We start from the raw sequence: 25,627 nt of genomic DNA, 5'->3' as shown, positions 1-25,627 counted from the left end.
AGGAGGATCAGTCATGACCAACCCCTTCGACGACCCCGAGGGCCGCTTCCTGGTCCTGGTCAACGACGAGGGTCAGCACTCGCTGTGGCCCTCGTTCGCCGAGGTGCCCGCCGGCTGGACGTCGGTGTTCGGGCCGGACGCGCGCGAGGCGGCGCTCGCCTACGTCGAGCAGAACTGGACCGACCTGCGGCCGCTGAGCCTGCGGTCCTGACCGGTCGCGCGCCGGCGCTCGCCCGGGACCGGGGTTCCGGCTTCCGGGCGAGCGGGTGGTGGCAGGGGGAGCCGCTTCGGTTAGCCTTGCCTTAACGGCGGACGCGACGACGGCGTTGCGCGCCAAGGAGTTCCCCGTTCGGGGCGGAGGCTGTGGACCTCGTGTGGCCGGTTGCCCGCGAGCGGTGGAAGGGGAGCGGGCGATGACGGCGAGGTTGCGCGGCGAGGGGATGACCCTCGGCTACGACGAGCGCGTGGTGGCGACCGGGCTGGACGTGGAGATCCCGGACGGGTCGTTCACCGTGATCGTGGGTCCCAACGCGTGCGGCAAGTCGACCGTGCTGAAGGCGTTGGCGCGCATGCTGAAGCCGTCGGCGGGCGCGGTGTACCTGGACGGCGCGGCGATCTCGTCGTACAAGTCGAAGGAGGTCGCCCGCAGGCTCGGCCTGCTGCCGCAGTCCTCGATCGCGCCGGGCGGCATCACGGTCGCCGAGCTGGTCGCCCGCGGCCGGTACCCGCACCAGCGGATGCTGCGGCAGTGGTCGACCGAGGACGAGGCGGTCACCGGCGAGGCGATGCGGCTGACCAACGTGCAGGACCTCGCGGACCGGCTGGTGGACGAGCTGTCGGGCGGCCAGCGGCAGCGGGTGTGGCTCGCCATGGTGCTCGCCCAGCAGACCTCGATCCTGCTGCTCGACGAGCCGACGACGTTCCTCGACATCGCGCACCAGGTCGAGGTGCTGGACCTGTGCGCGGACCTGCACGAGGACGGGAAGCACACGCTGGTCGCGGTGCTGCACGACCTCAACCAGGCGTGCCGGTACGCCACCCACCTGATCGCGATGAAGCCGGGCGTGGGCGTGGTGGCGCAGGGCGACCCGGCGGACGTGGTGACGGCGGAACTGGTCGAGGACGTGTTCGGCCTGCCGTGCCGGGTGATCAACGACCCGGAGACCGACACCCCGCTGGTGGTCCCGTTGCGGCGCAAGGCGTTGGTCGCGAGGTGACGCTCCGTCCGCGCGGGTCGCGGACGGCGGTCGGCGGTGCCCGGACCGTCACCAGGTGACGCGGAGTTCGCGCAGGCCGTAGATCGGGGCGTCGAAGCGGAACGCGGCCTCGGCCGGTGTGGCGGTCGTGCGCAGCGTCGGCACCCGGGTGACCAGGGCGGTCAGCGCGGCGCGGAGTTCCAGGCGGGCCAGCAGGCGGCCGACGCAGTGGTGCACGCCGCCGCCGAACGCCAGGTGGTCGCGGGCGTCGCGGTGCACGTCGAGGGTGCCGGGGTCGGGGAACGCCTCGGGGTCGTGGTTGGCCGCGTAGAGCGACGCGATCACGCCGTCGCCGGGGCGCAGGTCGTGGTCGGACAGGGTGGCCTCGCCGGTGACCGCGCGGACCACGCCGTTGTGCACCGGGCTGAGGTAGCGCAGCAGTTCCTCCACCGCGCCGTCGACCAGTGCCGGGTTCGCGACCAGCTCGCGCCACGGGTCGCCCTGGAGGGCCAGCACGGACAGCGCGATCGTGTTCGCGGTCGTCTCGTGGCCGCCGACGAGCAGCAGCACCGTGACGCCGACGGCCTCCTCGTCGGTCAGGTCCGGGAAGTCCCGCAGCAGCCTGCCGACCAGGTCGTCGCGCGGGTCGGCGCGGCGGGAGCGGACCAGGTCGGCCAGGTAGGCGTTCAGCTCGGCCAGCGCCTCCGCGACCTTGTCCGCGGACAGCGACCGGTCGAGGTGGGCGCGGCTGCGGGTGGCGAAGAACTCCTGGTCCCGCGCCGGCACGCCGAGCAGCAGGCAGATCACGTCCGACGGCAGGGCCAGCGCGAACGACGTCACCAGGTCGGGCTCGACCTCGGCGAGCATCGCGTCCAGGCGCTCGGTGACAATCCGGTCGACGGCCGGCTCCAGCGCGGTCATCCGGCGCACGGTGAACTCGCGGGTCACCATTCGCCGGAACCGGGTGTGCTCGGGCGGGTCGAGCACCAGGAACGAGCCGGGCGCGGCCTTGCGGTCGACCACCGGGCGCAGCTGCGGGAACCCGGGGCTCGACGGGTCCGAGCTGAACCGGCCGTGGTCGCGCAGCACCGCGCGGACGTCGGCGTACCGGGTCAGCAGGTGGGCGTCCTGACCGTGCCGCAGCCGCACGCCGCTCACCGGGCACTGCTCGCGCAACCGCGCGAACTCCTCCGGAGGGGTGAAACCGGGCTCACGCGCGAACGGGTACTCCACCCGATCGAGACTACCCGCGGAATGGGCCGCACGGAATCACCGCGAGTGTGTTAAAAAAGAAGGTCGTGAGTTCCGCGGAATGCGGGAAGTGGATATGACCGAGTATATCACAGGGGGCAAGCGTGACCACCGGTGAATTCGCCGAGGAACAGCGCGCGATCGCATTCCTGCACACCCGGCTGGACGCGGAGCGGGCCGCGGCGGACGCGGCTCTCGCGGCGGCCCTGCGGGACGGCGAGGAGCAGCGCTGGCACCGCGAGGTGGCCGTGCGCGAGCTGTCCGCGCAGGTCGGGAGGTTGACGGCGGCCGAGGCCGGGTTGTGCTTCGGCCGCTTGGACCACGAGGACGGCGGCCGGACGCGGATCGGCCGGATCGGGTTGGTCGATCCCGCGGACGAGTGCGCGCCGCAGCTGGTGGATTGGCGCGCGCCGCTCGCCCGGCCGTTCTACACCGCTACCGGCGCGCACCCCGAGGGTGTCGTCCGGCGGCGGCACTACCGGATCACCGGGCGGGCGCTGACCGGATTCCACGACGACGAGTTGCAGGTGGACCGGAAAGCCCTGCTGGCGGCGTTGGACGCGCCGCGCGACGAGACCATGCGCGACATCGTGGCCACCATCCAGGCCGAGCAGGACGAGGTGATCCGGCTCGACCACCCCGGGGTGCTGGTGGTCGAGGGCGGTCCGGGCACCGGCAAGACGGCCGTGGCGCTGCACCGGGTCGCCTACCTGCTCTACGCGCGGCGCGAGCGGTTGTCCCGGCAGGGGGTCCTGGTGGTCGGGCCCAACCCGGCCTTCCTGCGCTACATCGGTGACGTGCTGCCGTCGTTGGGCGAGACGGACGTGGTGTTCGCGACGCCGGGGGAGTTGTTCCCCGGCGTGCGGACCTCCCGGGAGGACTCGCCCGAGGTGCAGGTCCTGAAGGGTGGTCCGGGTGCCGTGGAGTTGGTGGCGGCGGCCGTCGCGGACCGGCAGGAGCTGCCCGCCGAGCCGATCCCGGTCGAGTTGGAGGACGTGACCGTGGAGCTGACCGCGTCGATCGCGGAACGGGCCAGGGAGCGGGCGCGCGGGTCCGGGTTGCGGCACAACGAGGCGCGCGAGGTGTTCCACGCGGGGCTGGTCGACGGGCTGGTGGGGCCGGCGGTGGCGTTGATCGGCGAGGACTGGCCGGAGTTGGCCGACGACGTGCGGCGGGAGTTGCGCGGGCACCCCGGGGTGCGGGCGGCGGCCGACCGGTTGTGGCCCGCGTTGACGCCCCGGGGGCTGCTGGCCTCGTTCTACGAAGGCCGTTGTCTGGTGGCCGGCCACCCGGAGCTGTTCCGCGCGGACGGGTGGGCGTGGACGGTGTCGGACGTGCCGTTGCTGGACGAGGCCGCCGAGCTGCTGGGCACGGACGGCGCGGCCGAGCGGGTCGCGCGGGCGGAGCGGGCGCGGGCCGTCGAGTACGCGCGGGGGGTGCTGGAGGTGCTGGACGCGGACGAGGTGTTCCAGCGCGACGAGCTGCGCGCGGTGGACCTGGTGGACGCCGAGTGGTTGGCCGACCGGCACGAGGCGCGCGACCACCGCGACCTGGCCGAGCGGGCCGCCGCCGACCGCGAGTGGACCTACGGGCACGTGGTCGTGGACGAGGCGCAGGAGCTGTCCGCGATGGACTGGCGGGTGCTGATGCGGCGCAGTCCCAACCGGTCCATGACCGTCGTCGGCGACCTCGCGCAGCGGGATGCCGAAGCCGGTGTGCGGGACTGGGGCGAGGTGTTCGGGCCGTACGTCCGGGACCGGTGGGCGCACCGCGTGCTCACCGTGAACTACCGCACACCGGCCGAGATCATGGCGGTCGCGGCGGAGGCGCTGGCGGAGATCGACCCGGACGCCGTGCCGCCGACGTCGGTCCGGCGCGGTGAGGAGCCGCTGTTCCGCACGGATCTGGCCCGGGCGATCGAGGAAACGCGTCTGAGTGAGGGCACGTTCGCCGTCATCGGGGTGGACGGGCCGCTCACGCCGCGGCGGAGCAAGGGGCTCGAGTTCGACGCCGTGGTGGTCGTCGACCCCCATCTGATGACCCCCGCGGACCGCTACGTCGCGCTCACCAGGGCCACCCGGCGGTTGTGCGTGGTGCGCCGACCCGGCTAACGCCGGTACCCCCGGACCTGATAGTGCGGGTATGGCACAGGGCGTGAGGCATCTTCGGTGATCGTCGGCAGCACGTGGGTCGACGGTCCCAACATCCAGTTCGGCTCCCGCGACGGCGGCGACGCGGTGGTCGCGGGTCCCGACTACCGGCTGGACCGGCTCACGCCCCGGCCGCGCCTGGCGTGGGCGCCCAAGCCGTGCCGCACGCCCGAGTACCTGCTCGACGCGCGGCACGAGGTCGTGCCCTACCACCACCGGCCGCAGGCGCAGGACCGGCTCGTGTCGTGGTTGGACGAGCCCGACGCGTTGTCCGCGCTGGTGGTGCGGGGTGGGGTGGGCACCGGGAAGACCCGGTTGGTCAACGCGTTCGCCGGGGTCGCGCACCTGTCCGGGTGGACGGTCGTGCGCGCGGCGTGCGAGGGCAGTCCGCCGGCGTGGCCGTCACCGCGGTTCGGGTCGTCGGAGCGGGTGCTGGTGGGGGTCGCGCAGCCGGAGCGGTGGGACCGGGCGACGTTGTACCGGATGGTCAGCGCGTTGCCGGCGCACTTCCCGGGCGCGACGGTGCGGGTGTTGGTGCCGTCGCGGTTCGGGTGTGACGCCGGGGTGGCCGAGGTGGTGCTGGACGGGGTGGTGGATCGGGATCGGGCGTTCGTGGAGGCGGTGCACGCGTTCCAGATCGCGTTGGAGTTGGTGCCTCGGGATGTGCGGGTGCCTGATTTGTCCGGGTGTTCCACGGTGTTGGCGGTGCATGTGATGGCGTTGGCGGCTGTGCTCGGCGGGTGAGTGGGCTCAGCCTGTCGAGGCGACTCGCGTGCCGGTGAGGTGGGGCAGGACTTCTTCGCCGAACAGCCGGATGGTTTCGACCACCGAGCTGTGCGGCATGCCGCCGATGTCGACCATGACGAGGTGCGCGTCCAGGTTCATCCGGTGGGCCAGGTCGTTCAGCCGGCCTGCCACTTCGGCCGGGTCGCCGCAGACCGCGGCGCCCTCCATGATCGCGTCGACGTCCGGTTCGCCGTCGCCTCGCCACATGTCGGCGAAGTTCGCGTAGGCCTCCAGGTGGGGGCGCCAGCGGGCCCGGGCGCTCGCGGCGGTGTCGGCGACGAACATGTGGCTCGGGAGGGCGACGCGGCCCCGGCCGCCCATCGCCTCGCGGTAGCGCTCGACCACCGGGAGGTGGGTGTCCGGGTCGCGCAGGGTGCTGGGCAGCATCAGGGGGAGGTCGAGGTCCACGGCCAGGTCGGCGGACGCGGCCGAGCCGCTGCCGATCCACACCAGGGGTCTGGGTTGTTGGATCGGGCGGGGGACCGTGGTGACGTCCTCGAGCGGGCTGCGGAACCGGCCGCGCCAGGTCACGTGCGGTTCGGCCAGCAGGGTCAGCAGGAGGCGGAGGTTCTCCTCGAAGCGGGCGCGGAGGTGGTCGTGCACGCCGAACGCCTCGTCGGTGCGCTGGGAGACGCCTCGGGCCACGATCAGTTCGGCCCGGCCGCCGGAGAGGACGTCCAGGGTGGACAGTTCCTCGGCCACGCGGACCGGGTCGTGGTGCGCGAGCAGGGTGACGCCGGTGGACAGGCGCAGGCGGCTCGTGCGGGCGGCGATCATCGCCAGGAGGAGTTCGGGGGCGGAGACGATGTAGCGGGTGAAGTGGTGTTCGCCGATCGCGACGCCGGTGAAGCCCGCTTCCTCGGCCACCACGGCCTGTTCCACGATCATGCGCAGGCGGTCGGACTCGGAGACCTCGCCGCCCGAGCACGGGTTCGGCAGGTGGTCGCCCAGGATCAGCAGGTAGACGTCCATTCCGACATCTTGCCCCGCGTGGCTACGGTGGACGGTGTGAGGCTTGCTCGCGGGTGTGCGCGGGGGCTGATCGGGTGGGTGTGGGGCTCGGGTGGCGTGAGAGTGGGGAGATGCTGTGAGCGTGGTGGACAACCCCGGGGCTTCGCGGTACGAGGTGTTCGTGGAGGGGGAGGCCGGGGAGGTCGGCGGGTTCGTGGACTACCTGGTTGAGGGGTCTCGGATTGTGTTCACGCATACCGAGGTCGTGGTGGAGGGGCGGGGGTTGGGGAGTGAACTGGTTCGGTTCGCCTTGATTGATGCTCGGGATCGTGGGTTGGGTGTGGTGGCCCAGTGTCCGTTTGTCAAGGCGTATCTGGAGAAGCACCCTGAGTTGGGTGTTGTGGAGGTTTAAGGCGTCCTCGCCGGACGGGCAGGCCTCCGGGGAGGAAGGGCGGCGCGCGTTCTCCCCGTATGGCCTGCCGGAGGCAACCACATTTGGCACGGGGGCGCCGGCTTTCGAGTTCGGGCGCCGGTCCTGAGTTTTCGGCGCCCCCGTGCCAAATGCGGTTGGGCTGCGCCCAGGCCATACGGGGAGAACGCGCTGGGTCGGTGTTGTGGCGGGTGGGGCTGGTGCGGCTGATTATCGGGGGAGTTTTACCACGGTGACGAAGAAGTCGTCGATTTGGCGGACCACCTCGATGAAGCGGTCGAAGTCCACCGGCTTGGTCACGTAGGCGTTGGCGTGGAGGTTGTAGCTGCGGAGGATGTCTTCCTCTGCTTCCGACGTCGTCAGGACCACCACCGGGATGGAGCGGAGGTTGGCGTCTGCTTTTACCTCCGCGAGGACTTCCCTGCCGTCCATTTTTGGCAGGTTCAGGTCCAGGAGGATCAGGCCTGGCCTGGGGGCGCCCTCGTACTGGCCTTCCCTTCGCAGGAATTCCAGGGCTTCCACGCCGTCGCGGACGACGTGGAGTTGGTTGCGGATCTTGTGGTGTTCGAAGGCTTCCTGCGTCATCAGGGCGTCGCCGGGGTCGTCTTCCACCAGGAGGACGTCGATCACGGTCAGCGAGTCACTCATCGGTGTCCTCTACAACTGGCAGGGTGAACTTGAAGGTGGTTCCGGTCTTCACGCTGGTGTCCAGCCAGATCGTGCCGCCGTGGTATTCGATGATCTTGCGGCACATGGCGAGGCCGATGCCGGTGCCCGGGTAGTCGTCCTTGTGGTGCAGGCGTTGGAAGATCACGAAGACGCGTTCGGCGTACTCGGCGTCGATGCCGATTCCGTTGTCCGAGATCGTGAACGTCCACAGGTCGCCCGTGCGCTCCACGCCGATGCGGACGACCGGGGGGTCCTCGCCGTGGAACTTCAGGGCGTTGCTGATCAGGTTGCCGAAGACGCCGCCGAGGAGGGAGGCCTCGCCGCGGACTCGGGGGAGGTCGTCGGACTCGATGGTGGCGCCGGTGCTCTCGATGACCTCCGAGTAGCTGTCGCGGACCTGGTTCACCAGGTCGTCGCAGTCCACGACCGTTTGTTCGCGGGTGATGCGGCCGACCCGGGAGAAGGCGAGGAGGTCGTTGATCAGGACCTGCATGCGCTTCGCGCCGTCCACCGCGAATTGCAGGTACTGCTCGCCGCGCTCGTCCAACTGGCCCGAGTAGCGGCGTTCCAGGAGTTGGCAGAAGCTCGCGACCTTGCGCAGGGGTTCCTGGAGGTCGTGGGAGGCGACGTAGGCGAACTGCTCCAGTTCCGAGTTCGAGCGGCGGAGGTCGACCACGTCTCGCAGGATGCGGGTGCGCATCGTGTCGACGTCCTGGCCGAGCATCACCGTTTCGCGGGAGCCCGTGGCGTCGACGGCGTGTTCGAAGTCGCCCTCGGAGACCAGGCGGACCTGGGCGGCCAGGCCGGTCAGCGGGGCGATGAGGATGCGGTGGAGGACGATCGCCACGCCGGTGATGATCAGGACCAGCAGGACGCCCAGGCCGATGGAGAGGTAGAGGACGTCGTTCGCGACGCTGTTGAGCTTGTCGCGGGCGGTGTCGGACTCCCGGTTCAGGTCGTTCTGGAGGTCGGCCACGGCGGCGCGGACCTCCTCGAAGAGGGCTCGGCCGCGGTCGGCGTCGTTCTCCACGAGTTGCGGGGTGCCGGCGACCTGGACCTGGAGGATCAGGGGTTCGGCGTACGCGGTGCGCCACGCGGTGGCCTTGCGGCCGATGTCGTCCAGCTTGGCGAGCAGGGCCGGGCGGACGTCCTGGATGCCGGCGCGGATGCCCGCCTCGGCCTTGGCCTCGGCGGTCTTGCCGTCGGTGAACGGGGCGAGGAACTCGCGGTTGGCCGTCAGGGCGAAGCCGCGGACGCCGGTTTCCTGGTTGATCAGGGACGTGTCGAGTTCCAGCGTGATGCGGCGGGCCGGGCCGACCTGGTCCAGCAGGAGGGTGCGCGCGTCGGACAGGCTCGCCAGCGCGAGGGCGATGGCGGTGATGGCGCTCGCGCAGACGATGATCAGGATCGCCACGGCGGCCACGAGCAGGCGGCTGGCGGGCCAGCGGTTGCGGTGGTCCATTCAGCCCTGGTCCGAGATCAGTAGCACGGCCATGTCGTCGTCCAACTCCCCGCCGTTGAGCTGCTTCACCCGGTCGATGAGCGTGTCCAGCAGTGCCGCCGGGTGTTCGTTCCAGTTCGGCGCGCCGCTGGTGACCTCGCCGATGAGTTCGATCAGGCGTTCCGAGCCGAGTCGCTCCGGGTCGCCCACGACCCGGCCCTCCACCAGGCCGTCGGTGTAGAGCAGCAGGCTCCAGCCCGGTGGCAGCGGCACGTCGAGGCCGCTCCACGTGCTGTCCGGCAGCACGCCGAGCGGCAGGCCGGCGCGGTCCCTCGGCAGTTCGACCACGCGGCCGCCGACCAGGAGCATCGGCTCCGGGTGGCCCGCCAGGTACACCCGCGCCCAGCGGCGGTCCGGCGAGATGGTGACCATGCACGCGGTGGTGAACAGGCCCGGCTGGTGGCGCTCGTGCTCCAGGATCTCGTGCAGCGTGCGCAGCACCCGGGACGGCTCCTGGTCGGCCAGCACCAGGGCGCGCCACGCGATGCGCAGGAACACGCCGAGCGCCGCCTCGTCCGGGCCGTGGCCGCAGACGTCGCCGATCAGCACCTGCAACGTGCCGTCCGACGTGCGCACGGCGTCGTAGAAGTCGCCGCCCAGCAGCATCCGGCTGCCGCCGGGCTGGTAGCGGACCTCCAGGCCGAGGTCGGTGCCGTGCAGGATGGGGGAGGGGAGCAGGCCGCGTTCCAGGCGGGTCTTCTCCGAGGCGAGCAGCTGCTCGTCGCGGAGTTGGCGCTGGGTCTCCTCGGCGCGCTTGCGGCCGACGGCGTACCGGATGCTCCTGGCCAGCGCCTCGCCGCCCACCTGGCCCTTGACCAGGTAGTCCTCCGCGCCCGCGGCGACCGCCTTGACGCCGAGGCGCTCGTCGCTCATGCCGGTCAGCACGATGACGGCGGCCGGTCGCGGGCCGGACAGCAGGCGGATGAGGCCGTCGAGGCCCGTCGTGTCGGGCAGGCCGAGGTCGAGCAGGACGCAGTCGACCTTCGGCGCCGTCGAGGTGGCCTCGTGCAGCGTGCGCGCCCGGTGCAGCGCCACGTCGGCGCCGACTTCGTCCAGCAGCGCCTCGACCAGCACCGCGTCGCCCTCGTCGTCCTCGACGAGCAGCACGCTGATTCGGTCCACCGCGGTTCGCGGTTCGGTGAGCCCTGCCACGGTGGAAAACAGTAGTCGAACTGGATCAGACCCGGTCGGTGGTGGTCTCTTCGGTGTGGAAGCGGGGCCACGGGCGGGTCGGTGGGGAACCGGGGAGGGTCGATGACCGAAGATTCCGGTGTGACGTTTACCCAGATGGTGGCCCTGACCGCGAAGCTGCCCCGGCGCGGTCGCGGGTTCTGGTACTCGGTGGCCATCGACCTGCTGTGGCCGTTCGTGGTGGTGTTCGTGCGGATGACGATGTCCGGGCGCAACCACATCCCGAAGCGGGGGCCGGTGCTTCTGGCCTCCAACCACGTGTCCAACTCCGACCCGGTGACGCTGACCGCGTTCGCGCTCGCGTCCGACCGGGTGCCGCGGTACCTGGCCAAGGCGAGCCTGTGGAAGACGCCGGTCCTCGGGTGGGTGATGTCGTCGGGCAGGCACATCCCGGTCGACCGGGGCTCGGTGCGCGCCGGGTTGGCGCTGGACGGGGTGCGGGACTCGTTGGCGGACGGGCAGTGCGTGATCGTCTACCCCGAGGGCACGTTCACCTCGGACCCCGACGGGTGGCCGATGAAGGGCAAGAACGGGGTGGCCCGGGTGGCGCTCGCGACCCGCGCGCCGGTCGTGCCGGTGGCCCAGTGGGGCACCCGGGACCTGTTGCCGCCCGGGAAGTTCGTGCCGCGGCCGTGGCGGAAGGTCCAGGTGGTGGCGGGCGCCGAGGTCGACCTGTCGGACCTGTACGACCTGGAGCCCACGAAGCCGGTGCTGGACGAGGCGACCGCGCGGATCATGGGCGCGATCACCACGTTGCTGGTGGGGGTGCGCGAGCTTCCACATCCTGGGAGCCGGTGACGGTTCTCGTTGGGCTCGCTACCGTTCGTGACTCCTTGGGCGTCCCGCAGGGTGGAGCGTGAGCGATGAGCGAACCGCAACGCAAGGTCTGGTTCAACGAGGACTGGCTGGCCGTGGTGGTCGGTCTGGCGCTGTTCGCGTTGGCGCTGCTCGGTGTGATCAAGCCCGGGTTGGTGCCGTGATGGCGCGCGGACCGGTGGACGCCGCGGCGGACGCGGGGGAGTCCACAGAGGACGGTGCGGTGCGCGGGCCGCTGGGGTACGCGGTGCTGGGCGTCGTGGCGGTGGTGCTGCTGTCGTGGGCCGCGCGGTACCTGTCGACGTCGGTGCCGAAGTGGTCCAAGGGCACCGGGTTCGAGGGGATCGGCGCCGCGATCGAGTTCCCGATCTACGCGATCCTGTTGGGGTTGCTGGGCAACGCGGTGCTCGGCGCGCTGGGGTGGCGTGACCGGTTGGCGGGCGGGTTCCGCACCGAGTTCTTCATCAAGACCGGGCTGGTGCTGCTCGGCGCGTCGATCAACCTGAAGGTCATCGCGGACGCGGCGGGGCCTGCGATCATCCAGTCGGTGATCCTGATCAGCCTGGTGTTCGGGTTCTCCTGGTGGTTGGGCGGGAAGCTCGGGCTGGACGACAAGCTGCGCGCGCTGCTGTCGGCGGCGGTGGCGATCTGCGGGGTGTCGGCGGCGATCGCGGCGGCCGGCGCGGTGCAGGCGCGGCGGGAGCAGTTGGCCTACAGCGCTTCCCTGGTGATCGTGTTCGCGCTGCCGTCGATCTTCGTGCTGCCGCTGCTGGCGTCGTGGTGGGGGCTCGACCCGAAGGTCGCGGGCGCGTGGATCGGCGGCAACATCGACACGACGGCGGCGGTGACGGCGGCCGGCACGTTGGCGGGCGAGCAGTCCTTGCAGTACGCCACGATCGTGAAGGTCACCCAGAACGCGTTGCTCGGTGTGGTCGCGGTGGCGTTGACGGCGTACTTCGCGCTGAAGGTCGAGAAGAAGTCGCCGACGGTGTCCGCCGGGCGTCAGCTGTGGGAGCGGTTCCCGAAGTTCGTGCTCGGGTTCCTCGCGACCTCGGTCATCGCGACGTTCTGGTTGGCGCAGGTGTCCGCGCCGACCGGCAAGGCGGCCATCGGCGTGGTGAACGACCTGCGCACGTGGTTCCTGATCCTGGCGTTCGTGTCGATCGGCCTGGAGTTCCGGGCCGGCGCGCTGAAGCAGGCCGGGTGGCGGCCGGTCGGTGTCTTCGCCGCGTCCACCGGGGTGAACGTGGTGGCCGCGCTAGGCCTGGCGCTGCTTCTGTTCTGACCGCTCGCGGCTGATCAGCAGGCCGGTGGCGGTGGAGACGCTGGTGAGCAGCCACACCGCCACCCCCGCGTCGTCGGTGACGCCGATGACGGGCAGCAGTTCGGGCAGGATGTCGATCGGCGAGATCAGGTAGACCACCGCGAAACCCCACAGCGCCAGCCTGCTGGTGGGCAGTCCGTTCGCCTTGTGGTCGCGCAGGAGTCGGGGCAGTGCTTTGGCGCGGTCGAGGACGGAACCCTCGGGCACGGGTTCGCCGGCGGCCCGCTTGCGCGCGATCACCCGGCGGCGGCGCACGACCGAGAACGCGATCGCGCCGAGGCCGACCACGAGCAGGACCGTGCCGAGGAGCACGGGGGACGTGCCGAGGAGGTCCGCGTCCCGCCAGAGCAGGACGCTGAGCCCGAGGGCGGCGAGCACGGCGCCGATGACTACCACGTACTGATGGTAGGCAATACACCGCCGGTTCAAACCTCGTGCGCCGGCGGACTCGGGCGCGTGGACGAGCCGTGGTCGCCGTTCGTGGGTCGGGACGCGCTGCTCCGCGACCTGGCGGCCGGGTTCCGCACCCGTCGGGTCCAGGTGTCGACGGGCTCGGCGGGGTCGGGAAGACGAGCCTCGCGCGGGCCTGTTGGCGTTGACCCAGGCCGTCGGGGCCGTGCGTCGGCTCGGGGTCGACCTGCGCGGGTACCTGGACCTGTACGGCGGGCACAGCGCCGTGCTGCGCGCCGAGGCCAGCCCGGTGGACTACCCGCACACCGTGGCGACGACGTGGGAGGTGTCCTTCGAGGCGTTGTCGCCGGCCGCCCGCCACGTCCAGGCGGTCACCCGGGACCGGCTGGGCGACGGCCGGGCGGACACCTCGAGGACCGCGGCGCGGCTGGTCGGGCTCGCGTTGTCCGACGAGCCGTCGATGGACGCCCTGGAGGCGTGGCGGGAACTCCGGCCGCACGAGCTCGCCCCGCCGGAGTGGCTGCGCGAACGACCCCGGGTCGCTGGGTTTCCGGCGGCGGATCGCGATGTGGGTGGGGTTCGGTGGTGACGCGGTGCTCGCCCGGGACCTGTTCGAGGCGTTGCTGCCGGAGCACCTCGCGGCCTTCGGGGCCGAGGACGCGCGGACCGTTGGCCGTCCGCAACGGTCACGCGTTCTGGACCGGGGCGGCCGGGGACGTCGGCGAGGCGGTCCGGCTCTACGCCGAACTCGTGCCGGACTGCGTGCGGGTGCTCGGCGCGGAGGACCGGGGCACCCTGTTCGCGTTGCACCACCGGGCGACCTGGCTGAAGGCGGCCGGGTCGACGGCTGCGGCGGTCGAGGTGTTGGCGGCGTTGTTGCCGGTGCGCGAACGGGTGCTGGGCACCGCGCACGACGACACCGAGCGCACCAGGCTGCACCTGCGTTCGTGCCGCGCGGTGCTCGCGGGCGGCCACCTCGGGTGAGGGACCGCCCGCGAGGTGGGTCAGACGCCGCAGGTCGGGGCGGACCAGAAGCGGCTCGGGCGGTGGTCGACGTGGGTGTGGTCGTTGTGGTCGGGGTAGCCCGGGCCGAGGATGCCGTTGAAGCCGTGGTTGCGGGCCTCCTTGGCCAGCGTGCACAGCGAGTGCGGGCTCGCGCCGAGGTCCACCGCGTCGCCGTAGAGGTGCCGGGAGTCGGACGCGCCGCCCGCCGCGTTGTTGCACGCCACGCTGCGGAAGCCGCTGGTGACGCGGATCGGCTGGTCGCCGAGCGCGTGCCGCAGCGCCTGGAGCTTCCACATCGACACCAGGGCGTTGGCCTTGGCGGCGGCCGCCGAGACCTTGCCGCCTGCCCACGTGGTGTTGCAGTTGTTGAGCTCGGTGTAGGCGAAGTTCACCGGGGTGCAGTCGTCGTCCTGGAGCGCGTAGAGCTTGGCGAACGTGCCGGTGCCCGCGACACCGTCCGCGGCCAGTCCGTAGGCCTGCTGGAAGCGGACCAGCGCGGCCTTCGTCGCCGGGCCGAACGAGCCGTCCAGGCCGAGCACCGCGCCGTAGCCGGGGTAGCCGGACAACCGGACCTGGAGTTGGCGGACGTCGTCGCCGGAACTGCCCTGTGACAGCGTGCGGCTCCACGTGTAGCAGCCGTCGGCGTGCGCGGGTCCCGCGCCGAGTAGCAGGGCGCCCGCGACCAGGGCCGCGGACGCGAGGTACGACAGCGTTCGACGGAGCACGGTGTGACCTCCAAGGGGAGCAGGGACCTCGGAGCCTGGCGGAACCGGGCGAAAAGCGTCAATCCGCGCCCGAAGTCCGAAGTTTTCACACCGGGCTAACAGAAGGTGAACCGTCGGCGAAGGCGGTCCAGTGACCCGCGTCGAACCGCGGCGAGGCGCTCCACCCGCCCGGCGCCGGTCGCTTCGCCCGCACCGCGTCCGCCGTGTCGACCGCCTGCCGGTCCAGCAGCGCGTCGATCTCCGCGTCGGGCAACCCCTCGATCTCGTCCCAGAACGTCAGCACCCGGTTCACGTACAGCGCCACCAGGTGGTCCCGCGCCGCGGTGAACCGGCCCCGGGTCACCGCGACCAGCGCGTCCGCCAGCACGTGCGGCCAGTCGTCGGTGGTCACCCGCAGGCCCCACGGCGCGGCGGGCAGCGTCGCGGCGGACGGGAACAGCGACCACACGTCGGCGGCGAACTCCTCCAGGTACCGGGCGACGGACGCGGACACCCGCGCCACCACGGCCGGGTCCTGCGGGGTCGACGCGCTGTCCACGGCCGCGCGCGGCGGGGGAGCGCCGAGTGCGGGCCGGACCCGGTCGGTGGCCAGCACGACGTGGAACAGCGAGTCCAGCACCTGCTGCGGCAGCCGGAGGATCTTGGGGAACGGCGAGTTGTGCAGCTTGCGGCCCAGCGGCACCTCGACCACCCGCAAGCGCTCGCGCAGGGCGTTCGCGGTCAGCCACACGTCGATCCCGTACAGCGAGGCGCTGTCCGGTCGCGGCCAGCGCGCGGCGCGGTCCAGGAACGCCCGGTTGACCGCGAACTCGCCGCCGATGGGCTGCTGCACGTGCACCCCGTACACCGCGGCCAGCAGGGGACCGGCCAGGTGGTTGGTGGTGTTCGCCTCGTACCGGTTGCGCCGGTAGGCGGGCACCGCGAGCGCCGGCTCGTCGCCCGCCACCGCGTCCGCGAGCAGCCCGACCCACGCCGGTTCGGCCGACCGCACGTCCGCGTCGAGCAGCAGCAGCCGGTCCGCGTCGAGGTCGACCGCCTTGGCCATGAGCGCGAACACGTTGGTGCCCTTGCCCGTTCCGGGGCCCGGCGTGCTGACCACGGCCCGGCGCGCGTGCAGCGGGGTGTCGGTGAACCGCCGGACGGTGCCGTCGGTGCTGCCGTTCTCGGCCAGCACCACCACGTTCACGCCGCGGGGCGAGGCGAGCCGCAGCCCGGCGTCGGCGGCTCGCGCCACCGCGCCGACCGTGCGTTCCTCGTCCCGGGCGGGTATCCCGACGACGGTGACCTGACCGCGGTTCGCCATGCCCCGAATGCTTGGTCGCCCGGGTTACGGGAACGCCGCGTTCAGGTAACAACCGGTCACCGGGGGCTTGCCGGCGAGCGGAACCCTCGCGCGGGTCATCCGGGGTCGGGCCGGTGTGCCCGCGCGAGGTCGGGCGTGGGGTGCCTTGGCGGCGAGCGGAATCCTCGCGCGGGTCACCGGGGTCGGGCTCGCGGGCCGCTGCGGGCCAGGGCGCGCGGGTTCGGTCTGCCGCGGGAGCCCTGCCTCGGTTCGGACCGGGTGTAGTGGTCGTCGGTGTGCCTGGTGGGCTCCGGGGTGTCGCGGACGACCTCGAACCGGGGCGGCGGGGGGTCGGGTGCCAGTCGGGTCGGCTCGTAGGCCTGTTCGTAGCGCTCGCGTTCGCGGGCCAGTTCGTCGTACAGCGGGGGTGGCGGCTCGGTCTGGCGGTTCGCCTCCGCCTCGTACTCCGCGACCCGGCTCACCGGCGGTGTCGTCGGCGGTGCCACGGGTGGTGGCACCGGGCGGTCCGGGACGCGGCGGTCGGCGGGGGAGACCCGGTTCTGCCGCCACAGCTCGGTGGACAGCTTGATCATGGCGGTCGGCGCGTCCAGGCCGACCATGCCGACGAGCCTGCCGTCGTCCACGAAACCGGTGATCGTGCGGTGGTCCTTCTGCGAACCGGCGAGGGTGGTGGTGTCCTTGCCCAGCCCCGGCACGCCCGAGCCCTGGATCCGCATGCCGTACTGCTCGGTCCAGAACCGGGGGACAGGGGTGAACGGCCGCGAGTTCTGCCTGCCCGCCAACAGGTTCTCCGCGGCCGCCCGCCCCATCTCCACCGCGTTGAGCCAGTGCTCGACCCGCCGCGGTCGTCCGCCGAACCGGAGGTTGGGCCACTTCGCCACGTCGCCGGCCGCCACGATGTCGACGCCGCCGACCACGTGGCACCCGGTGTCGCACAGGACGCCGTCCTCCAGCTGCAACCCCGATCCGCGCAACCAGGCGGTGGAGGGCGAGGCGCCGACCGCGATCACCACGACCGCGGCGAAGAACACCTGCCCGTCGGACAGGTGGATGGCCACGCCGCCCGCCTGCCGCACCCAGTGCCGGATTTTCACGCCCATCGCCATCCGCACGCCGCGGGCGCGGTGCGCCTCGGTGACGGTGTCGGCGATGTTCTTGCCCACCGCGCTGCCCAGCAGCGTGGCCGAGCGGCTCACGATGGCGACGTCGCGGCCCATCATCTTGACCGACGCGGCCATCTCGCAGCCGATGAGACCGCCGCCGACCACCACCACGAGACCCTGGGTGGCGTTGATGGCCTGCTTGATCGCGACCGCGTCGTCCACCGTCCGCAGCACGTGCACGCGCGGGTCCTCGCGCGGCGCGCCCGCCAGGTGCCGGGGTTCGACGCCGGTCGCGATGATCAACCCGTCGTAGGTCAGCTCCTCGCCGCCGGGCAACCCCACCACGCGGCGGTCGGGCTCCAGGTGGGTGGCGGCGGTGTTGAGGCGCCACACCGCGTTCAGCTCGCGGCTGATGGTCAGCCGCAGGTCGTTCGCGTGCAGCTCGCCGTTGATGGCCTCCTTCGACAGCGCCGGCCGGTGGTAGGGCAGGTGCCGCTCGGCGCTGACGATCACGATCTCGCCCTGGAAACCCAGTTCCCGCAGGCGTTCTCCCGCGCGCAGGCCGGCCAGTCCGCCGCCCGCGATGACCACTCGCTCCTCGTTCACCGGACACGCTCCCGCAGTTCGATCGCGCGCATCGGGCACGCGCGGGCGGCGGCTCGCGCCTTCGCGAACAGCTCGGGTGGTGGCCTGCGCTCGTAGCGCAGGCGCTCGTCGTCGACCAGTTGGAACAACCCGGGCGCCTCGGCCTGGCAGATGCCGTAGCGGTGGCAGCGCTCGTTGTCCACGCTGATGTCCAGCGCGCTGCCGCCGGCGCCGTCGGGCTCGGGCTCGAAGCCGGGCTCCGGCTCGAGCAGGCCCAGGCGCACCAGCACGTGCGGCGGCAGGAACCGGGCGGCCGCGACGGTGGCGGTGGGGATCAGGATGGTGAGCCCGGCCAGCCACAGGGTGGCCAGGTTGCCGTTCGCGATCGCGCCGAACCAGGAGTGCGCGACGGTCACCGCGACGGCGACGTACGCGAGCTGGTGCAGCCGCAACCACTTGCGGTAGTAGACCTTCTTGCGCAGGCCCGCGGTGAACGCGATGACCAGCATGAGTTCCAGTCCCACGATGCCGAGCGCGTGCCGGAACAGGCCGCCGTTGACGAACGGCACCGTGATGGTGAGGAAGCTGAACGGGGTGAGCTTGAGGATGGTGAACGCGAACGCGTGCAGGCAGCCGAACGCCAGCGCCAGGGTCGCGAGGACCATGTGGCTGTTGCGCAGGCCTTGTCTGCCGGTGATCTTGTTCGCCCAGCCGGTGGCGATCAGCACGCCCCACGCGAGCGTGGCGCACATGAACGCGTAGGCGGCGCGTGCCGAGATCTGCGCGACGTGGCGCACACCTGAGTCGTGGTCGCCCGCCGCTTGGGCGATCAGCAGCGGAACCTGGGTGAGCAACGGAATCGACCTCCGAGATGGCGGGAGAGAACTCGCAGGTGGTGGGGTCCGCCCCGGCCGGGGCGTGCAGGAGTGGTCACGACCGGCCGGGGCGGGCTGCTACTTCAGTCGGGTGGAGTCGTGGGTGTCCGCGATGGCCACCACCTCCTTTCACTTGACCGGGTTCGCCGGCCGCAGCAGGCGCAGGAGCAGGATCGTCACGGCCGCGCCCACCAGGCACACCAGGAGGACGACCAGGGGGTTCGGTCCACCGGCGGACGACACCGCGGCGGTCTTCACCGGGTCCGCGGTCACCGGCGCGGCGCCCGCGGCGACCGGTTCGGACAGGCCGACGTCGGTCACCAGTCCGGTGCTCTCCAACAGGGTCATGTGCTTCATCACGATGTCGATGCCGACCTGCGCGAACTGCCGGATCGCCTCGTTGCGGGTGCCGGACCGGACCGCCGCCACCGCCTTGAACACCTTGCCGTGCGCGGCGCGCAGCCGGTCGGCGAACGCGACGTCGAAGTCCGGCCCGGTCTTGCCGCGCAGCTCCGCCATCCACGACTGCTGGTCGGGGTTGGCCTCGGCGGGCAGCGGCACGTTCATCTGGCCGGCCAGCCGGGTGACGCGCTGGTCGAGGAACATGTGGTCGCTCGCCAACTGCCGCCCGACGTCCTTGACGCGCTGGCTCGCCGCGCGGGTTTGCGCCTCCTCGCCCATGGGCATCTCCCACAGGCCTGCCTGGCGCACCTTGACGAGCAGGTCCTTGTCCGCCGCGGTGATCGGGCCGAGCGGGGTCTGCTCGACCGGTCCCGCGGGCGGGTCGTCGGCGCGCGCGACACCGGCGGCGGCGGTCAGCGCCGACAGTCCGAAGAGGACGGCGAGCAGTCCGGTGACCGCGAATCGCTTGGCTGACATGGGTTTCCCGGTTCCGCTGGGTCCGGCGTCAGTTGCCGCCGGACGGGTCGGCCTGCGCCTTCTTGCCCTCCGGGGTGATCGCGAACCACGTGCCGGCCTTGGCCTGGCCGGTGATCTCGCCCGCCTTCTTGTCGCCGGTGTACCGGTACAGCGGCCACCCGGCGAGGGTCACCTGCTTCGAGCCGTCGGCCCTGGTCACCGAGCCGACGAGGGTCGGGTCCACTCCGGACGTCATGGTGTGCTCGCCGACGATCACCGGTGGCCAGGACTTCGCGCAGTCACCGTCGCAGGTGGACTTCGGCGGTTTCGCGGTGTCCTTGTCGTAGCGGTACAGGGCGAAGCCCGCGGCGTCCGCGACGAACCAGCCCACCTGCTTGGACTCGGTGGCCGACAGCATCTGGTGGGGTTGGTTCCCCCACTCCGGCAGTGGTTGCGCAGCCGTCGTGCCGGAGTCCGCGCCGCCCGCGCCGCCCTGACCTCCGGCGGTGCCCGCGCCGGCCGCGCCACAGGCGCCGACCAGTGCGAACGCCGCGACGGCCGGAACGAGCGACAGCGCCGATCGGGTACGTCGACTCAGCATCGTTGGTCCTTTCTCCTGCTGGCGGGATCCGCCGAAAGGCCTAGCGACCGAGGTCTTCGAGGCCTGTCCTACGCGGCGGATACCGAGAAGTACGGACACGATGCGGTGACGGTTCACGTACGAATCCGGGACTTTTTTCTTCGTCGTAGGTCTCGACTTGACACGTGTTCCCGCGCTTGGATGCACGGCGTGGCGCGGCACAGACGCAGCACTCAACCCCCGAGAGATCAGCCCTGGCCCGAAGTGAGCCTGGAAGACGAGCTGATCCGCAGGCTTTACCAGGAGTTCGGCAGTTCGCTGCTCGGTCACGCCATGCGGCTGACCGGCAGCGATCGGCAGTGGGCAGAGGACATCGTGCAGGAGACGCTCGTGCGGGCGTGGAAGAACGCCGAGAAGCTGGAACGGGACCCGGTCCTGTTGCGCTCGTGGCTGTTCACCGTCGCCCGGCGGCTGGTCATCGACGACCGTCGCAAGCGGAGCGTGCGACCGCAGGAGTCGGAGTTGACCCCGTCCGACGAGGCTCCCGTGCGGGACGAAGCGGACCGCACCTTGGCGGCCATCGTGGTGGCCGAAGCGATGAACGGACTGACGGAGGAGCACCGGGAGGCTATTCTCGAGACGTACCTGAGGGATCGAACGGTCGGGGAAGCCGCGGCGGTGCTCGGGGTGCCGCCCGGCACGGTGAAGTCGAGGGTGTACTACGCGCTGCGCGCCCTTCGACGTGCGTTGCAGGATCGGGGCTGAACAGCGTGACATCGCCGACGAACCACGTGGACGTGGCGGCGTACGTCCTCGGAATCCTTGACGAGGACGAGGTCGACGCCTTCGAGAACCACCTCGCCCAATGTCGTCGGTGCGCCCTCGACTTGCGCGATTTCGCCGTGCTGCCGGACCTGCTGGACGAGGCCGACGCGAACGGCATGCTGCGGGCGAACGCGGGCGAGCGGCCCGACGGCCGCTCGGTGCGCGCGATGCTCGACGAGGTGTCGGTCGCCAGGTCGAAGAAGCGCAGGCTCGTCCTGCTGGTCGCCGCCGCGGCGGCGGTCCTGCTGGTGGCCGGCACCGCGTTCGTGTCCTCCGCGCTGTCCCCGTCGGGGTCGGGTACGACGGCGCAGTCGGGCACCACCACCATCCGGCCGCCCTCGCAGGTCGGCAAGGCCTCGCCGGACGTGTCCGGGTCGATCAGCCGGGTCGACCCGGACACCGACGTCGCGGCGAAGGTCAGCGCGGTGCCGGAGGAGTGGGGCACCTCGCTCGAGTTCGAGGTGAAGGGCGTCAAGGGGCCGGTGCGGTGCGAGGTGGTGGTGAAGTCGCGCTCCGGCGAGACCACGGGCCTCGGCGGCTGGACGGCGACGCAGTCCGGCGCGGCCGGCACGCCGGTGACGATCCGGGCGAGCACCGGGTTGAAGTGGAGCGAGATCGGCGAGTTCTCGGTGCGCGACGAGAAGGGCGCGACGCTGGTGCGACTCCCGGTGGCCTGACCGGCGCCGGGTGTCGCGCGGGGGTTCCGCTCGCTGCGGTGGCGCCGGGTGCGGTGCTGCCCGGGGTGCGGCCGGTCGGCGGTCGCCACGCCTCGTGCGGCGCGGGGTCGGTCAGATGTTGCGCAGTCCGGAGAGCACGCGTTCCATCAGGCGCACCGAAGGGCGGCCGTCGTCGTCCTCCTCGGTGCGCTGGACGTGGATCAGCGCGAGGTCGGACATGTCGGACAGGAGCACCCGCACGACGCCCAGGGGCAGCCGCAGGCGGGCCGAGACCTCGGCGACCGAGTGCGGTAACCGGCACAGGTCGCTGATGATCCGGTGCTCGGCTGTCGAGGTGAGCGCGTCGCGCTCGGCCCGCTCGTTCGTCGTGACGATCGCTTCGATCGCCAAAGCGTTGGCGGAGCGCGTGCGCCCGCCCGTCCTGGTGTAAGGGCGCACCCGGAGGGTCGACACCACCAGCTCCTCAAGCGGTCGAAGTGGCAACTTCTGCCGGGCGCCGGGCGCTCCGACGACCCTGGACCCTACGAAAGGTCTTCCTCGCTGTCGCCACTTTCCCGCGATGTGGAACAAAGATCAAGAGGTCACCACGGTCCGTGTTCCCTTGCGTGCCAAGGGTGTCGGAACATGAGGAGAAGTCGTGGGATGATCGGTTAGCCCGATGTCCACTTCGGACGACCCGGGACGGCGGTCCGTCCCGGGCGCCCTCCGGGATCACCCGATGGGTGAGGGATTTCTGGTCATGCCAACCTCGCTCGGCACGGTGCGGAAGGCCTGACCTTCAGTCGATCAGACGCGAATCGCTCTCACAACAGTTGTTGACCAAGGCTTGATGTCGGAAGCGGCCGCGCGGCGACGCGCATTCGACGCCCGGCTTGCCGCGAGTTGAACACTGCGTCCCGCGTTGTCCGGATTCCTTGACACAGCGGGCGAATGCGGCATTCGGCGCAGTGGCGCGCCCAAGGTCGCGCCGCCGCCCGGGGGTGCCCGGGGTTTTCCCTGACCCGTGAATCAGGGACGATGCCGGACGCGCCGAGGACCACCGGACCGCCACGATCTACGCCAGACGGCAAGGGTCGTCAATGGGGCCCACTGGAGGATCTGGTGACGGGCAAGACGGAGTCCGCGGCACGCGCGGTGGACGTGTGGAAGTCCTACGGGACGGGGGAGGCCGCGGTCACCGCGCTCGCCGGGGTGAGCGTGGACTTCGAGCGGGGGCGGTTCACCGCGATCATGGGGCCGTCGGGCTCGGGCAAGTCGACGCTGATGCACTGCCTCGCGGGGCTCGACACCATCGACTCCGGCGACGTGTGGGTCGGCGGCACGAAGGTGAACGGCTTGCGGGACAAGGGGCTCACCGACCTGCGCCGGGACAAGGTCGGGTTCATCTTCCAGCAGTTCAACCTGCTGCCCACGTTGACCGCCGAGGAGAACATCACGCTGCCGCTGTCGATCGGCGGCAGGAAGGTCGACCGGGCCTGGTTCGACACCGTGGTGGAGACGGTCGGGTTGCGCGACCGCCTGTCGCACCGGCCGACCCAGCTCTCCGGCGGCCAGCAGCAGCGCGTCGCGTGCGCCCGCGCCCTGGTGTCGCGGCCCGAGGTCGTGTTCGCCGACGAGCCGACCGGCAACCTGGACTCCCGCTCGGGCGCGGAGGTGCTGGGCTTCCTCCAGCGCTCGGCGCGCGAGTTCGGCCAGACGATCGTGATGGTGACGCACGACCCGAACGCCGCCGCCCACGCGGACCGGGTGATCTTCCTGGCCGACGGCCGGATCGTCCGCGAGCTGCACCGGCCGACGGCCGCCGCGGTGCTCGAGACCATGAAGAACCTCGACGGTGACGAACTGGTCGTGGTCTGATGTTGAAGGCGACCCTCAAGAGCCTGCTGTCGCGCAAGCTCAGACTCGTGCTGTCGGCGCTGGCCGTGGTGCTGGGCGTGATGTTCGTGTCCGGCTCCTTCGTGCTCACCGACACGCTCGACCGCTCGTTCAAGAGCCTGTTCACCAACGTCTACTCCGACATCGACGTGCAGGTCGCGCTCAAGTCCAAAGTGGACGACCAGGAGCCCGGCCCGGGCGGCGCCGGCCTGCTGACCGGTGCCGACCTGGCGAAGGTCGAGTCGGTCGACGGCGTGGCGCGGGCGACCGGCGACGTCGTCGGCTCGGCCCGCGTGGTCGGCAAGAACGGCAAGGTGCTGACCACGTCCGGTGCGCCCCGGCTGGGCACGGCGTGGCGCGACGGCGGTCAGGAGCAGTTCCGCCAGGGGCACGCGCCGCAGCGCGACGACGAGGTGGCGATCAGCGCGTACCTGGCCAAAACCGGCGGTTTCGCGCTCGGCGACCGGATCCAGGTGATCACGCTGGAGCCGAAGAAGGAGTTCACCGTCGCCGGTGTCTTCGGCTACCCCGGCGACCGGGACTCCCTCGGCGGTGAGCTGACCACCGCGTTCACCGAGTCGACCGCGCAAACCCTGTTGCTGGGCAAGGCGGGCGCCTACAACAGCGTCACCGTGCACGCGCAGGACGGCGTCGCGCAGGACGTGCTGCGGCAACGCGTGCAGTCCGAGCTGGGTGACGGGTTCGAGGTCAAGACCGGGCAGCAGCTGTCCAAGGACGCCTCCGACCAGATCGGCGAGAACCTCAAGTTCTTCAACTACGTGCTGCTGGGCTTCGCGGGCATCGCGCTGTTCGTCGGCATCTTCATCATCCTCAACACCTTCTCCATCATCGTGGCGCAGCGGACCCGGGAGTTGGCGCTGCTGCGGGCGATGGGCGCGAGCCGGAAGCAGATGATCGGCTCGGTGGTGACCGAGGCCGTCGTCATCGGCCTGATCGCCTCCGTCACCGGACTCGGCGCGGGCATCGGCGTCGGCGCGCTGCTGGCGCAGATCTTCAGCTCGATCGGCGGCAGCAGCCTGAAGCTGGAGGGCATCTCGGTGCCGCCCAGCGCGGTGATCTCCTCGTTCGCCGTGGGTCTCGTCGTCACCGTGCTGGCCGCGGTGATGCCGGCGCTGCGCGCGTCGCGGATCCCGCCGGTGGCGGCCATGCGCGAGGCGGCGACCCCGGACCGGCCGCTGACCCGGCCCACCATCGGCGGCGCGGTGCTGACCGTCGTCGGCGGCGCGGGCCTGGCCTACGGGTTCTCCTCCGGCACGCTGGCGCTGATCATGGGCGGCCTGGTGCTGTCGTTCGTCGGCGTGGCGCTGCTGACCCCGTTGCTGAGCAAGCCGGTCGTGTCGGTGATCGGCAAGCTGTTCGCGTGGTCGATGCCGGGCACGCTCGGTCGGCGCAACTCGGCGCGCAACCCGCGCCGCACCGCCATCACCGCCGCCGCGCTCATGGTCGGCATCGCGCTGATCACCGGCGTGAGCGTGATCCTGACCTCGGCCACCACCAGCATCACCAAGGTCGCCGAAACCCAGGTCAAGGCGGACCTGATCATCGGCGGCGACGGCGGGGGCGTGCGGTTCTCCCGCGAGGCGCTCGACAAGCTCAAGGCGACCCAGGGCGTCGACACCGCGTTCGGGTTCGCCGCCGACCGGGTGCTGGTCGACGGCAAGCCGCAGTACGCGCTCGCGGTCACCGACGGCCGGGCGATGCAGAAGCTGTTCGGCCTCACCGCCAAGAGCGGCGGGTTCGTGCTGGAGGCCGGGCAGATCGGCCTGGACGAGGAGTTGGCCGCCAAGCTGAACCTCGAACAGGGCGGCACGGTCGCCGTGCAGACCACCAAGGGCGAGCTGAAGAACTACACGATCGGCTTGGTGATCGCCAAGAACGACCTGATGGCAGGCCAGTTCCTGCTGCCGGACGCGGTGTCGGCGGAGTTCGCGCTGCCGCAGCTCAGCGACGCCTTCGCCTCCGTCGCGGCGGGCGCGTCGGTGCCGGACGTGCAGAAGCGCGTCGAGCCGCTGTTCGCGGACAACCCCGAGGTGTCGGTGCAGGACCGCAGCGCCTACGTGAAGCAGCAGGCGGCGCAGCTGGACACGGTGCTGATGATGATCCAGATCCTGCTGGCGCTGGCGATCCTCATCGCGGTGCTCGGCGTGATCAACACGCTGGCGCTGTCGGTGATCGAGCGCACCCGCGAACTGGGGCTGCTGCGGGCGATCGGCATGCGGCGGGCGCAGGTGATGCGGATGATCACCGTCGAGTCGGTGGTGATCTCGGTGTTCGGCGCGCTGCTGGGCCTGGTCGTCGGCACGGCGATGGGCGTGGTGGCGGTGAAGGCGCTGAAGGACGAGGGCTTCTCGGACCTCGGCATCCCGTGGGCGACGCTCGGCGGGTACCTGCTGATCGCGGCGGTGATCGGCGTGGTGGCGGCGATCCTGCCCGCGATCCGCGCGGCCCGGCTGAACGTCCTCCAGGCCGTGTCCTACGAGTGACCGGCGCGCCCCGGGGGCACGGGGGCGGACGCGGAC

Annotated in this window: 26 protein-coding genes; 13 read left to right on the top strand and 13 right to left on the bottom strand. The window is 71.5% G+C overall.

Going from position 1 to position 25,627, the window contains the following annotated elements; all coding sequences use genetic code 11:
- The first annotated feature begins 13 nt into the window (after positions 1 to 13).
- Both AB0G50_RS32780 and AB0G50_RS32775 read left to right on the top strand, forming a co-directional pair.
- On the top strand, positions 14 to 211 hold the full coding sequence (locus tag AB0G50_RS32780) for an MbtH family protein (protein ID WP_360116785.1): 198 nt from the start codon (positions 14 to 16) through the stop codon (positions 209 to 211).
- 202 nt (positions 212 to 413) lie between these two features.
- Complete coding sequence (locus AB0G50_RS32775; RefSeq protein WP_360116782.1) at positions 414 to 1,217, top strand: ABC transporter ATP-binding protein; 804 nt, start codon at positions 414 to 416, stop codon at positions 1,215 to 1,217.
- A 48-nt stretch (positions 1,218 to 1,265) separates the two neighbouring features.
- On the opposite strand, the gene AB0G50_RS32770 is transcribed toward AB0G50_RS32775, so the two are convergent.
- Positions 1,266 to 2,429: a cytochrome P450 gene (locus AB0G50_RS32770; RefSeq protein WP_360116779.1), complete on the bottom strand. Its 1,164-nt coding sequence runs from the start codon at positions 2,427 to 2,429 to the stop codon at positions 1,266 to 1,268.
- A gap of 596 nt (positions 2,430 to 3,025) precedes the next feature.
- Here AB0G50_RS32770 and AB0G50_RS32765 point away from each other — a divergent pair.
- Positions 3,026 to 4,558 (top strand): UvrD-helicase domain-containing protein, encoded by a 1,533-nt coding sequence (locus tag AB0G50_RS32765; protein WP_360116821.1) that lies wholly within the window; start codon positions 3,026 to 3,028, stop codon positions 4,556 to 4,558.
- A 57-nt stretch (positions 4,559 to 4,615) separates the two neighbouring features.
- On the top strand, positions 4,616 to 5,341 hold the full coding sequence (locus AB0G50_RS32760) for a hypothetical protein (protein WP_360116776.1): 726 nt from the start codon (positions 4,616 to 4,618) through the stop codon (positions 5,339 to 5,341).
- A gap of 6 nt (positions 5,342 to 5,347) precedes the next feature.
- On the opposite strand, the gene AB0G50_RS32755 is transcribed toward AB0G50_RS32760, so the two are convergent.
- Positions 5,348 to 6,355 carry an LLM class flavin-dependent oxidoreductase gene (locus AB0G50_RS32755; RefSeq protein WP_360116773.1) on the bottom strand — a complete coding sequence of 336 codons (1,008 nt, stop codon included), beginning with the start codon at positions 6,353 to 6,355 and terminating at the stop codon, positions 5,348 to 5,350.
- A gap of 115 nt (positions 6,356 to 6,470) precedes the next feature.
- Here AB0G50_RS32755 and AB0G50_RS32750 point away from each other — a divergent pair, with 115 nt between their 5' ends.
- Positions 6,471 to 6,746 carry a GNAT family N-acetyltransferase gene (locus tag AB0G50_RS32750; RefSeq protein ID WP_360116770.1) on the top strand — a complete coding sequence of 92 codons (276 nt, stop codon included), beginning with the start codon at positions 6,471 to 6,473 and terminating at the stop codon, positions 6,744 to 6,746.
- A 228-nt stretch (positions 6,747 to 6,974) separates the two neighbouring features.
- On the opposite strand, the gene AB0G50_RS32745 is transcribed toward AB0G50_RS32750, so the two are convergent.
- Genes AB0G50_RS32745 through AB0G50_RS32735 form a run of 3 tightly spaced genes read right to left on the bottom strand, consistent with a single transcriptional unit; the run spans position 6,975 to position 10,056 of the window.
- Positions 6,975 to 7,412: a response regulator gene (locus AB0G50_RS32745; protein ID WP_360116767.1), complete on the bottom strand. Its 438-nt coding sequence runs from the start codon at positions 7,410 to 7,412 to the stop codon at positions 6,975 to 6,977.
- A complete protein-coding gene (locus AB0G50_RS32740) occupies positions 7,405 to 8,895 on the bottom strand; it encodes an ATP-binding protein (protein ID WP_360116764.1) in 1,491 nt (496 codons plus the stop codon). Before AB0G50_RS32740 ends, AB0G50_RS32745 begins: the two co-directional genes overlap by 8 nt.
- The gene (locus AB0G50_RS32735) at positions 8,896 to 10,056 is read right to left on the bottom strand and encodes a SpoIIE family protein phosphatase (RefSeq protein WP_360116761.1); all 1,161 of its coding nucleotides are present in this window, start codon (positions 10,054 to 10,056) and stop codon (positions 8,896 to 8,898) included.
- A 132-nt stretch (positions 10,057 to 10,188) separates the two neighbouring features.
- Here AB0G50_RS32735 and AB0G50_RS32730 point away from each other — a divergent pair, with 132 nt between their 5' ends.
- Positions 10,189 to 10,923 carry a lysophospholipid acyltransferase family protein gene (locus AB0G50_RS32730; RefSeq protein WP_360116758.1) on the top strand — a complete coding sequence of 245 codons (735 nt, stop codon included), beginning with the start codon at positions 10,189 to 10,191 and terminating at the stop codon, positions 10,921 to 10,923.
- Positions 10,924 to 11,104: 181 nt separating this feature from the next.
- Positions 11,105 to 12,226: a putative sulfate exporter family transporter gene (locus tag AB0G50_RS32725; RefSeq protein WP_360116755.1), complete on the top strand. Its 1,122-nt coding sequence runs from the start codon at positions 11,105 to 11,107 to the stop codon at positions 12,224 to 12,226.
- Here AB0G50_RS32725 and AB0G50_RS32720 read toward each other — a convergent pair.
- Entirely contained in the window at positions 12,200 to 12,661 is a 462-nt protein-coding gene (locus AB0G50_RS32720) for a YkvA family protein (RefSeq protein WP_360116752.1), read from the bottom strand. The genes AB0G50_RS32725 and AB0G50_RS32720 overlap by 27 nt on opposite strands.
- Positions 12,662 to 12,881: 220 nt before the next feature.
- On the opposite strand from AB0G50_RS32720, the gene AB0G50_RS32715 reads away from it, so the two are divergent.
- Both AB0G50_RS32715 and AB0G50_RS32710 read left to right on the top strand, forming a co-directional pair.
- Positions 12,882 to 13,265: a hypothetical protein gene (locus tag AB0G50_RS32715; RefSeq protein ID WP_360116749.1), complete on the top strand. Its 384-nt coding sequence runs from the start codon at positions 12,882 to 12,884 to the stop codon at positions 13,263 to 13,265.
- A gap of 80 nt (positions 13,266 to 13,345) precedes the next feature.
- On the top strand, positions 13,346 to 13,660 hold the full coding sequence (locus AB0G50_RS32710; protein ID WP_360116746.1) for a tetratricopeptide repeat protein: 315 nt from the start codon (positions 13,346 to 13,348) through the stop codon (positions 13,658 to 13,660).
- A 20-nt stretch (positions 13,661 to 13,680) separates the two neighbouring features.
- On the opposite strand, the gene AB0G50_RS32705 is transcribed toward AB0G50_RS32710, so the two are convergent.
- The 6 genes from AB0G50_RS32705 to AB0G50_RS32680 all read right to left on the bottom strand — a co-directional run bounded on the left by AB0G50_RS32705 (position 13,681) and on the right by AB0G50_RS32680 (position 19,731).
- Positions 13,681 to 14,406 carry a D-Ala-D-Ala carboxypeptidase family metallohydrolase gene (locus AB0G50_RS32705; protein WP_360116743.1) on the bottom strand — a complete coding sequence of 242 codons (726 nt, stop codon included), beginning with the start codon at positions 14,404 to 14,406 and terminating at the stop codon, positions 13,681 to 13,683.
- Between the two features lie 85 nt (positions 14,407 to 14,491).
- Complete coding sequence (locus tag AB0G50_RS32700) at positions 14,492 to 15,709, bottom strand: family 2 glycosyl transferase (protein WP_360116740.1); 1,218 nt, start codon at positions 15,707 to 15,709, stop codon at positions 14,492 to 14,494.
- A 173-nt stretch (positions 15,710 to 15,882) separates the two neighbouring features.
- On the bottom strand, positions 15,883 to 17,418 hold the full coding sequence (locus AB0G50_RS32695; protein WP_360116737.1) for an FAD-dependent oxidoreductase: 1,536 nt from the start codon (positions 17,416 to 17,418) through the stop codon (positions 15,883 to 15,885).
- Entirely contained in the window at positions 17,415 to 18,251 is an 837-nt protein-coding gene (locus AB0G50_RS32690; protein ID WP_360116734.1) for a ferredoxin, read from the bottom strand. The genes AB0G50_RS32695 and AB0G50_RS32690 overlap by 4 nt, the downstream gene beginning before the upstream one ends.
- A 150-nt stretch (positions 18,252 to 18,401) precedes the next feature.
- Positions 18,402 to 19,151 carry a DUF4142 domain-containing protein gene (locus AB0G50_RS32685; protein WP_360116731.1) on the bottom strand — a complete coding sequence of 250 codons (750 nt, stop codon included), beginning with the start codon at positions 19,149 to 19,151 and terminating at the stop codon, positions 18,402 to 18,404.
- Positions 19,152 to 19,179: 28 nt separating this feature from the next.
- Positions 19,180 to 19,731, bottom strand: coding sequence for a hypothetical protein (locus tag AB0G50_RS32680; RefSeq protein WP_360116727.1), 552 nt, complete (start codon positions 19,729 to 19,731; stop codon positions 19,180 to 19,182).
- Positions 19,732 to 19,911: 180 nt separating this feature from the next.
- Here AB0G50_RS32680 and AB0G50_RS32675 point away from each other — a divergent pair, with 180 nt between their 5' ends.
- On the top strand, positions 19,912 to 20,475 hold the full coding sequence (locus AB0G50_RS32675; RefSeq protein ID WP_360116724.1) for a sigma-70 family RNA polymerase sigma factor: 564 nt from the start codon (positions 19,912 to 19,914) through the stop codon (positions 20,473 to 20,475).
- A 5-nt stretch (positions 20,476 to 20,480) separates the two neighbouring features.
- Positions 20,481 to 21,212, top strand: a complete 732-nt coding sequence (locus tag AB0G50_RS32670) for a zf-HC2 domain-containing protein (protein WP_360116721.1) — start codon at positions 20,481 to 20,483, stop codon at positions 21,210 to 21,212.
- A gap of 111 nt (positions 21,213 to 21,323) precedes the next feature.
- Here the strand turns inward: AB0G50_RS32670 and AB0G50_RS32665 are convergent, their stop codons facing one another.
- A complete protein-coding gene (locus AB0G50_RS32665; protein WP_360116718.1) occupies positions 21,324 to 21,665 on the bottom strand; it encodes a DUF742 domain-containing protein in 342 nt (113 codons plus the stop codon).
- Between the two features lie 648 nt (positions 21,666 to 22,313).
- On the opposite strand from AB0G50_RS32665, the gene AB0G50_RS32660 reads away from it, so the two are divergent.
- Both AB0G50_RS32660 and AB0G50_RS32655 read left to right on the top strand, forming a co-directional pair.
- Positions 22,314 to 23,069: an ABC transporter ATP-binding protein gene (locus AB0G50_RS32660; RefSeq protein ID WP_360116715.1), complete on the top strand. Its 756-nt coding sequence runs from the start codon at positions 22,314 to 22,316 to the stop codon at positions 23,067 to 23,069.
- A complete protein-coding gene (locus AB0G50_RS32655) occupies positions 23,069 to 25,591 on the top strand; it encodes an FtsX-like permease family protein (protein ID WP_360116712.1) in 2,523 nt (840 codons plus the stop codon). Before AB0G50_RS32660 ends, AB0G50_RS32655 begins: the two co-directional genes overlap by 1 nt.
- The last annotated feature ends 36 nt before the right edge of the window (positions 25,592 to 25,627 follow it).

The sequence above is a fragment of the Actinosynnema sp. NPDC020468 genome (assembly GCF_040642015.1).
Taxonomy (GTDB): domain Bacteria; phylum Actinomycetota; class Actinomycetes; order Mycobacteriales; family Pseudonocardiaceae; genus Actinosynnema.
The sequence above is the reverse complement of the archived record's forward strand: the minus strand, read 5'-3'. Positions and strand labels throughout refer to the sequence as shown.

Coding starts and splice junctions, on each gene's coding strand:
- AB0G50_RS32780 (WP_360116785.1), top strand. CDS start 14: ATGACCAACCCCTTCGACGACCCCGAGGGCCGCTTCCTGGTCCTGGTC.
- AB0G50_RS32775 (WP_360116782.1), top strand. CDS start 414: ATGACGGCGAGGTTGCGCGGCGAGGGGATGACCCTCGGCTACGACGAG.
- AB0G50_RS32765 (WP_360116821.1), top strand. CDS start 3,026: ATGCGCGACATCGTGGCCACCATCCAGGCCGAGCAGGACGAGGTGATC.
- AB0G50_RS32755 (WP_360116773.1), bottom strand. CDS start 6,355: ATGGACGTCTACCTGCTGATCCTGGGCGACCACCTGCCGAACCCGTGC.
- AB0G50_RS32745 (WP_360116767.1), bottom strand. CDS start 7,412: ATGAGTGACTCGCTGACCGTGATCGACGTCCTCCTGGTGGAAGACGAC.
- AB0G50_RS32740 (WP_360116764.1), bottom strand. CDS start 8,895: ATGGACCACCGCAACCGCTGGCCCGCCAGCCGCCTGCTCGTGGCCGCC.
- AB0G50_RS32730 (WP_360116758.1), top strand. CDS start 10,189: ATGACCGAAGATTCCGGTGTGACGTTTACCCAGATGGTGGCCCTGACC.
- AB0G50_RS32725 (WP_360116755.1), top strand. CDS start 11,105: ATGGCGCGCGGACCGGTGGACGCCGCGGCGGACGCGGGGGAGTCCACA.
- AB0G50_RS32700 (WP_360116740.1), bottom strand. CDS start 15,709: ATGGCGAACCGCGGTCAGGTCACCGTCGTCGGGATACCCGCCCGGGAC.
- AB0G50_RS32685 (WP_360116731.1), bottom strand. CDS start 19,151: ATGTCAGCCAAGCGATTCGCGGTCACCGGACTGCTCGCCGTCCTCTTC.
- AB0G50_RS32680 (WP_360116727.1), bottom strand. CDS start 19,731: ATGCTGAGTCGACGTACCCGATCGGCGCTGTCGCTCGTTCCGGCCGTC.
- AB0G50_RS32675 (WP_360116724.1), top strand. CDS start 19,912: ATGCACGGCGTGGCGCGGCACAGACGCAGCACTCAACCCCCGAGAGAT.
- AB0G50_RS32655 (WP_360116712.1), top strand. CDS start 23,069: ATGTTGAAGGCGACCCTCAAGAGCCTGCTGTCGCGCAAGCTCAGACTC.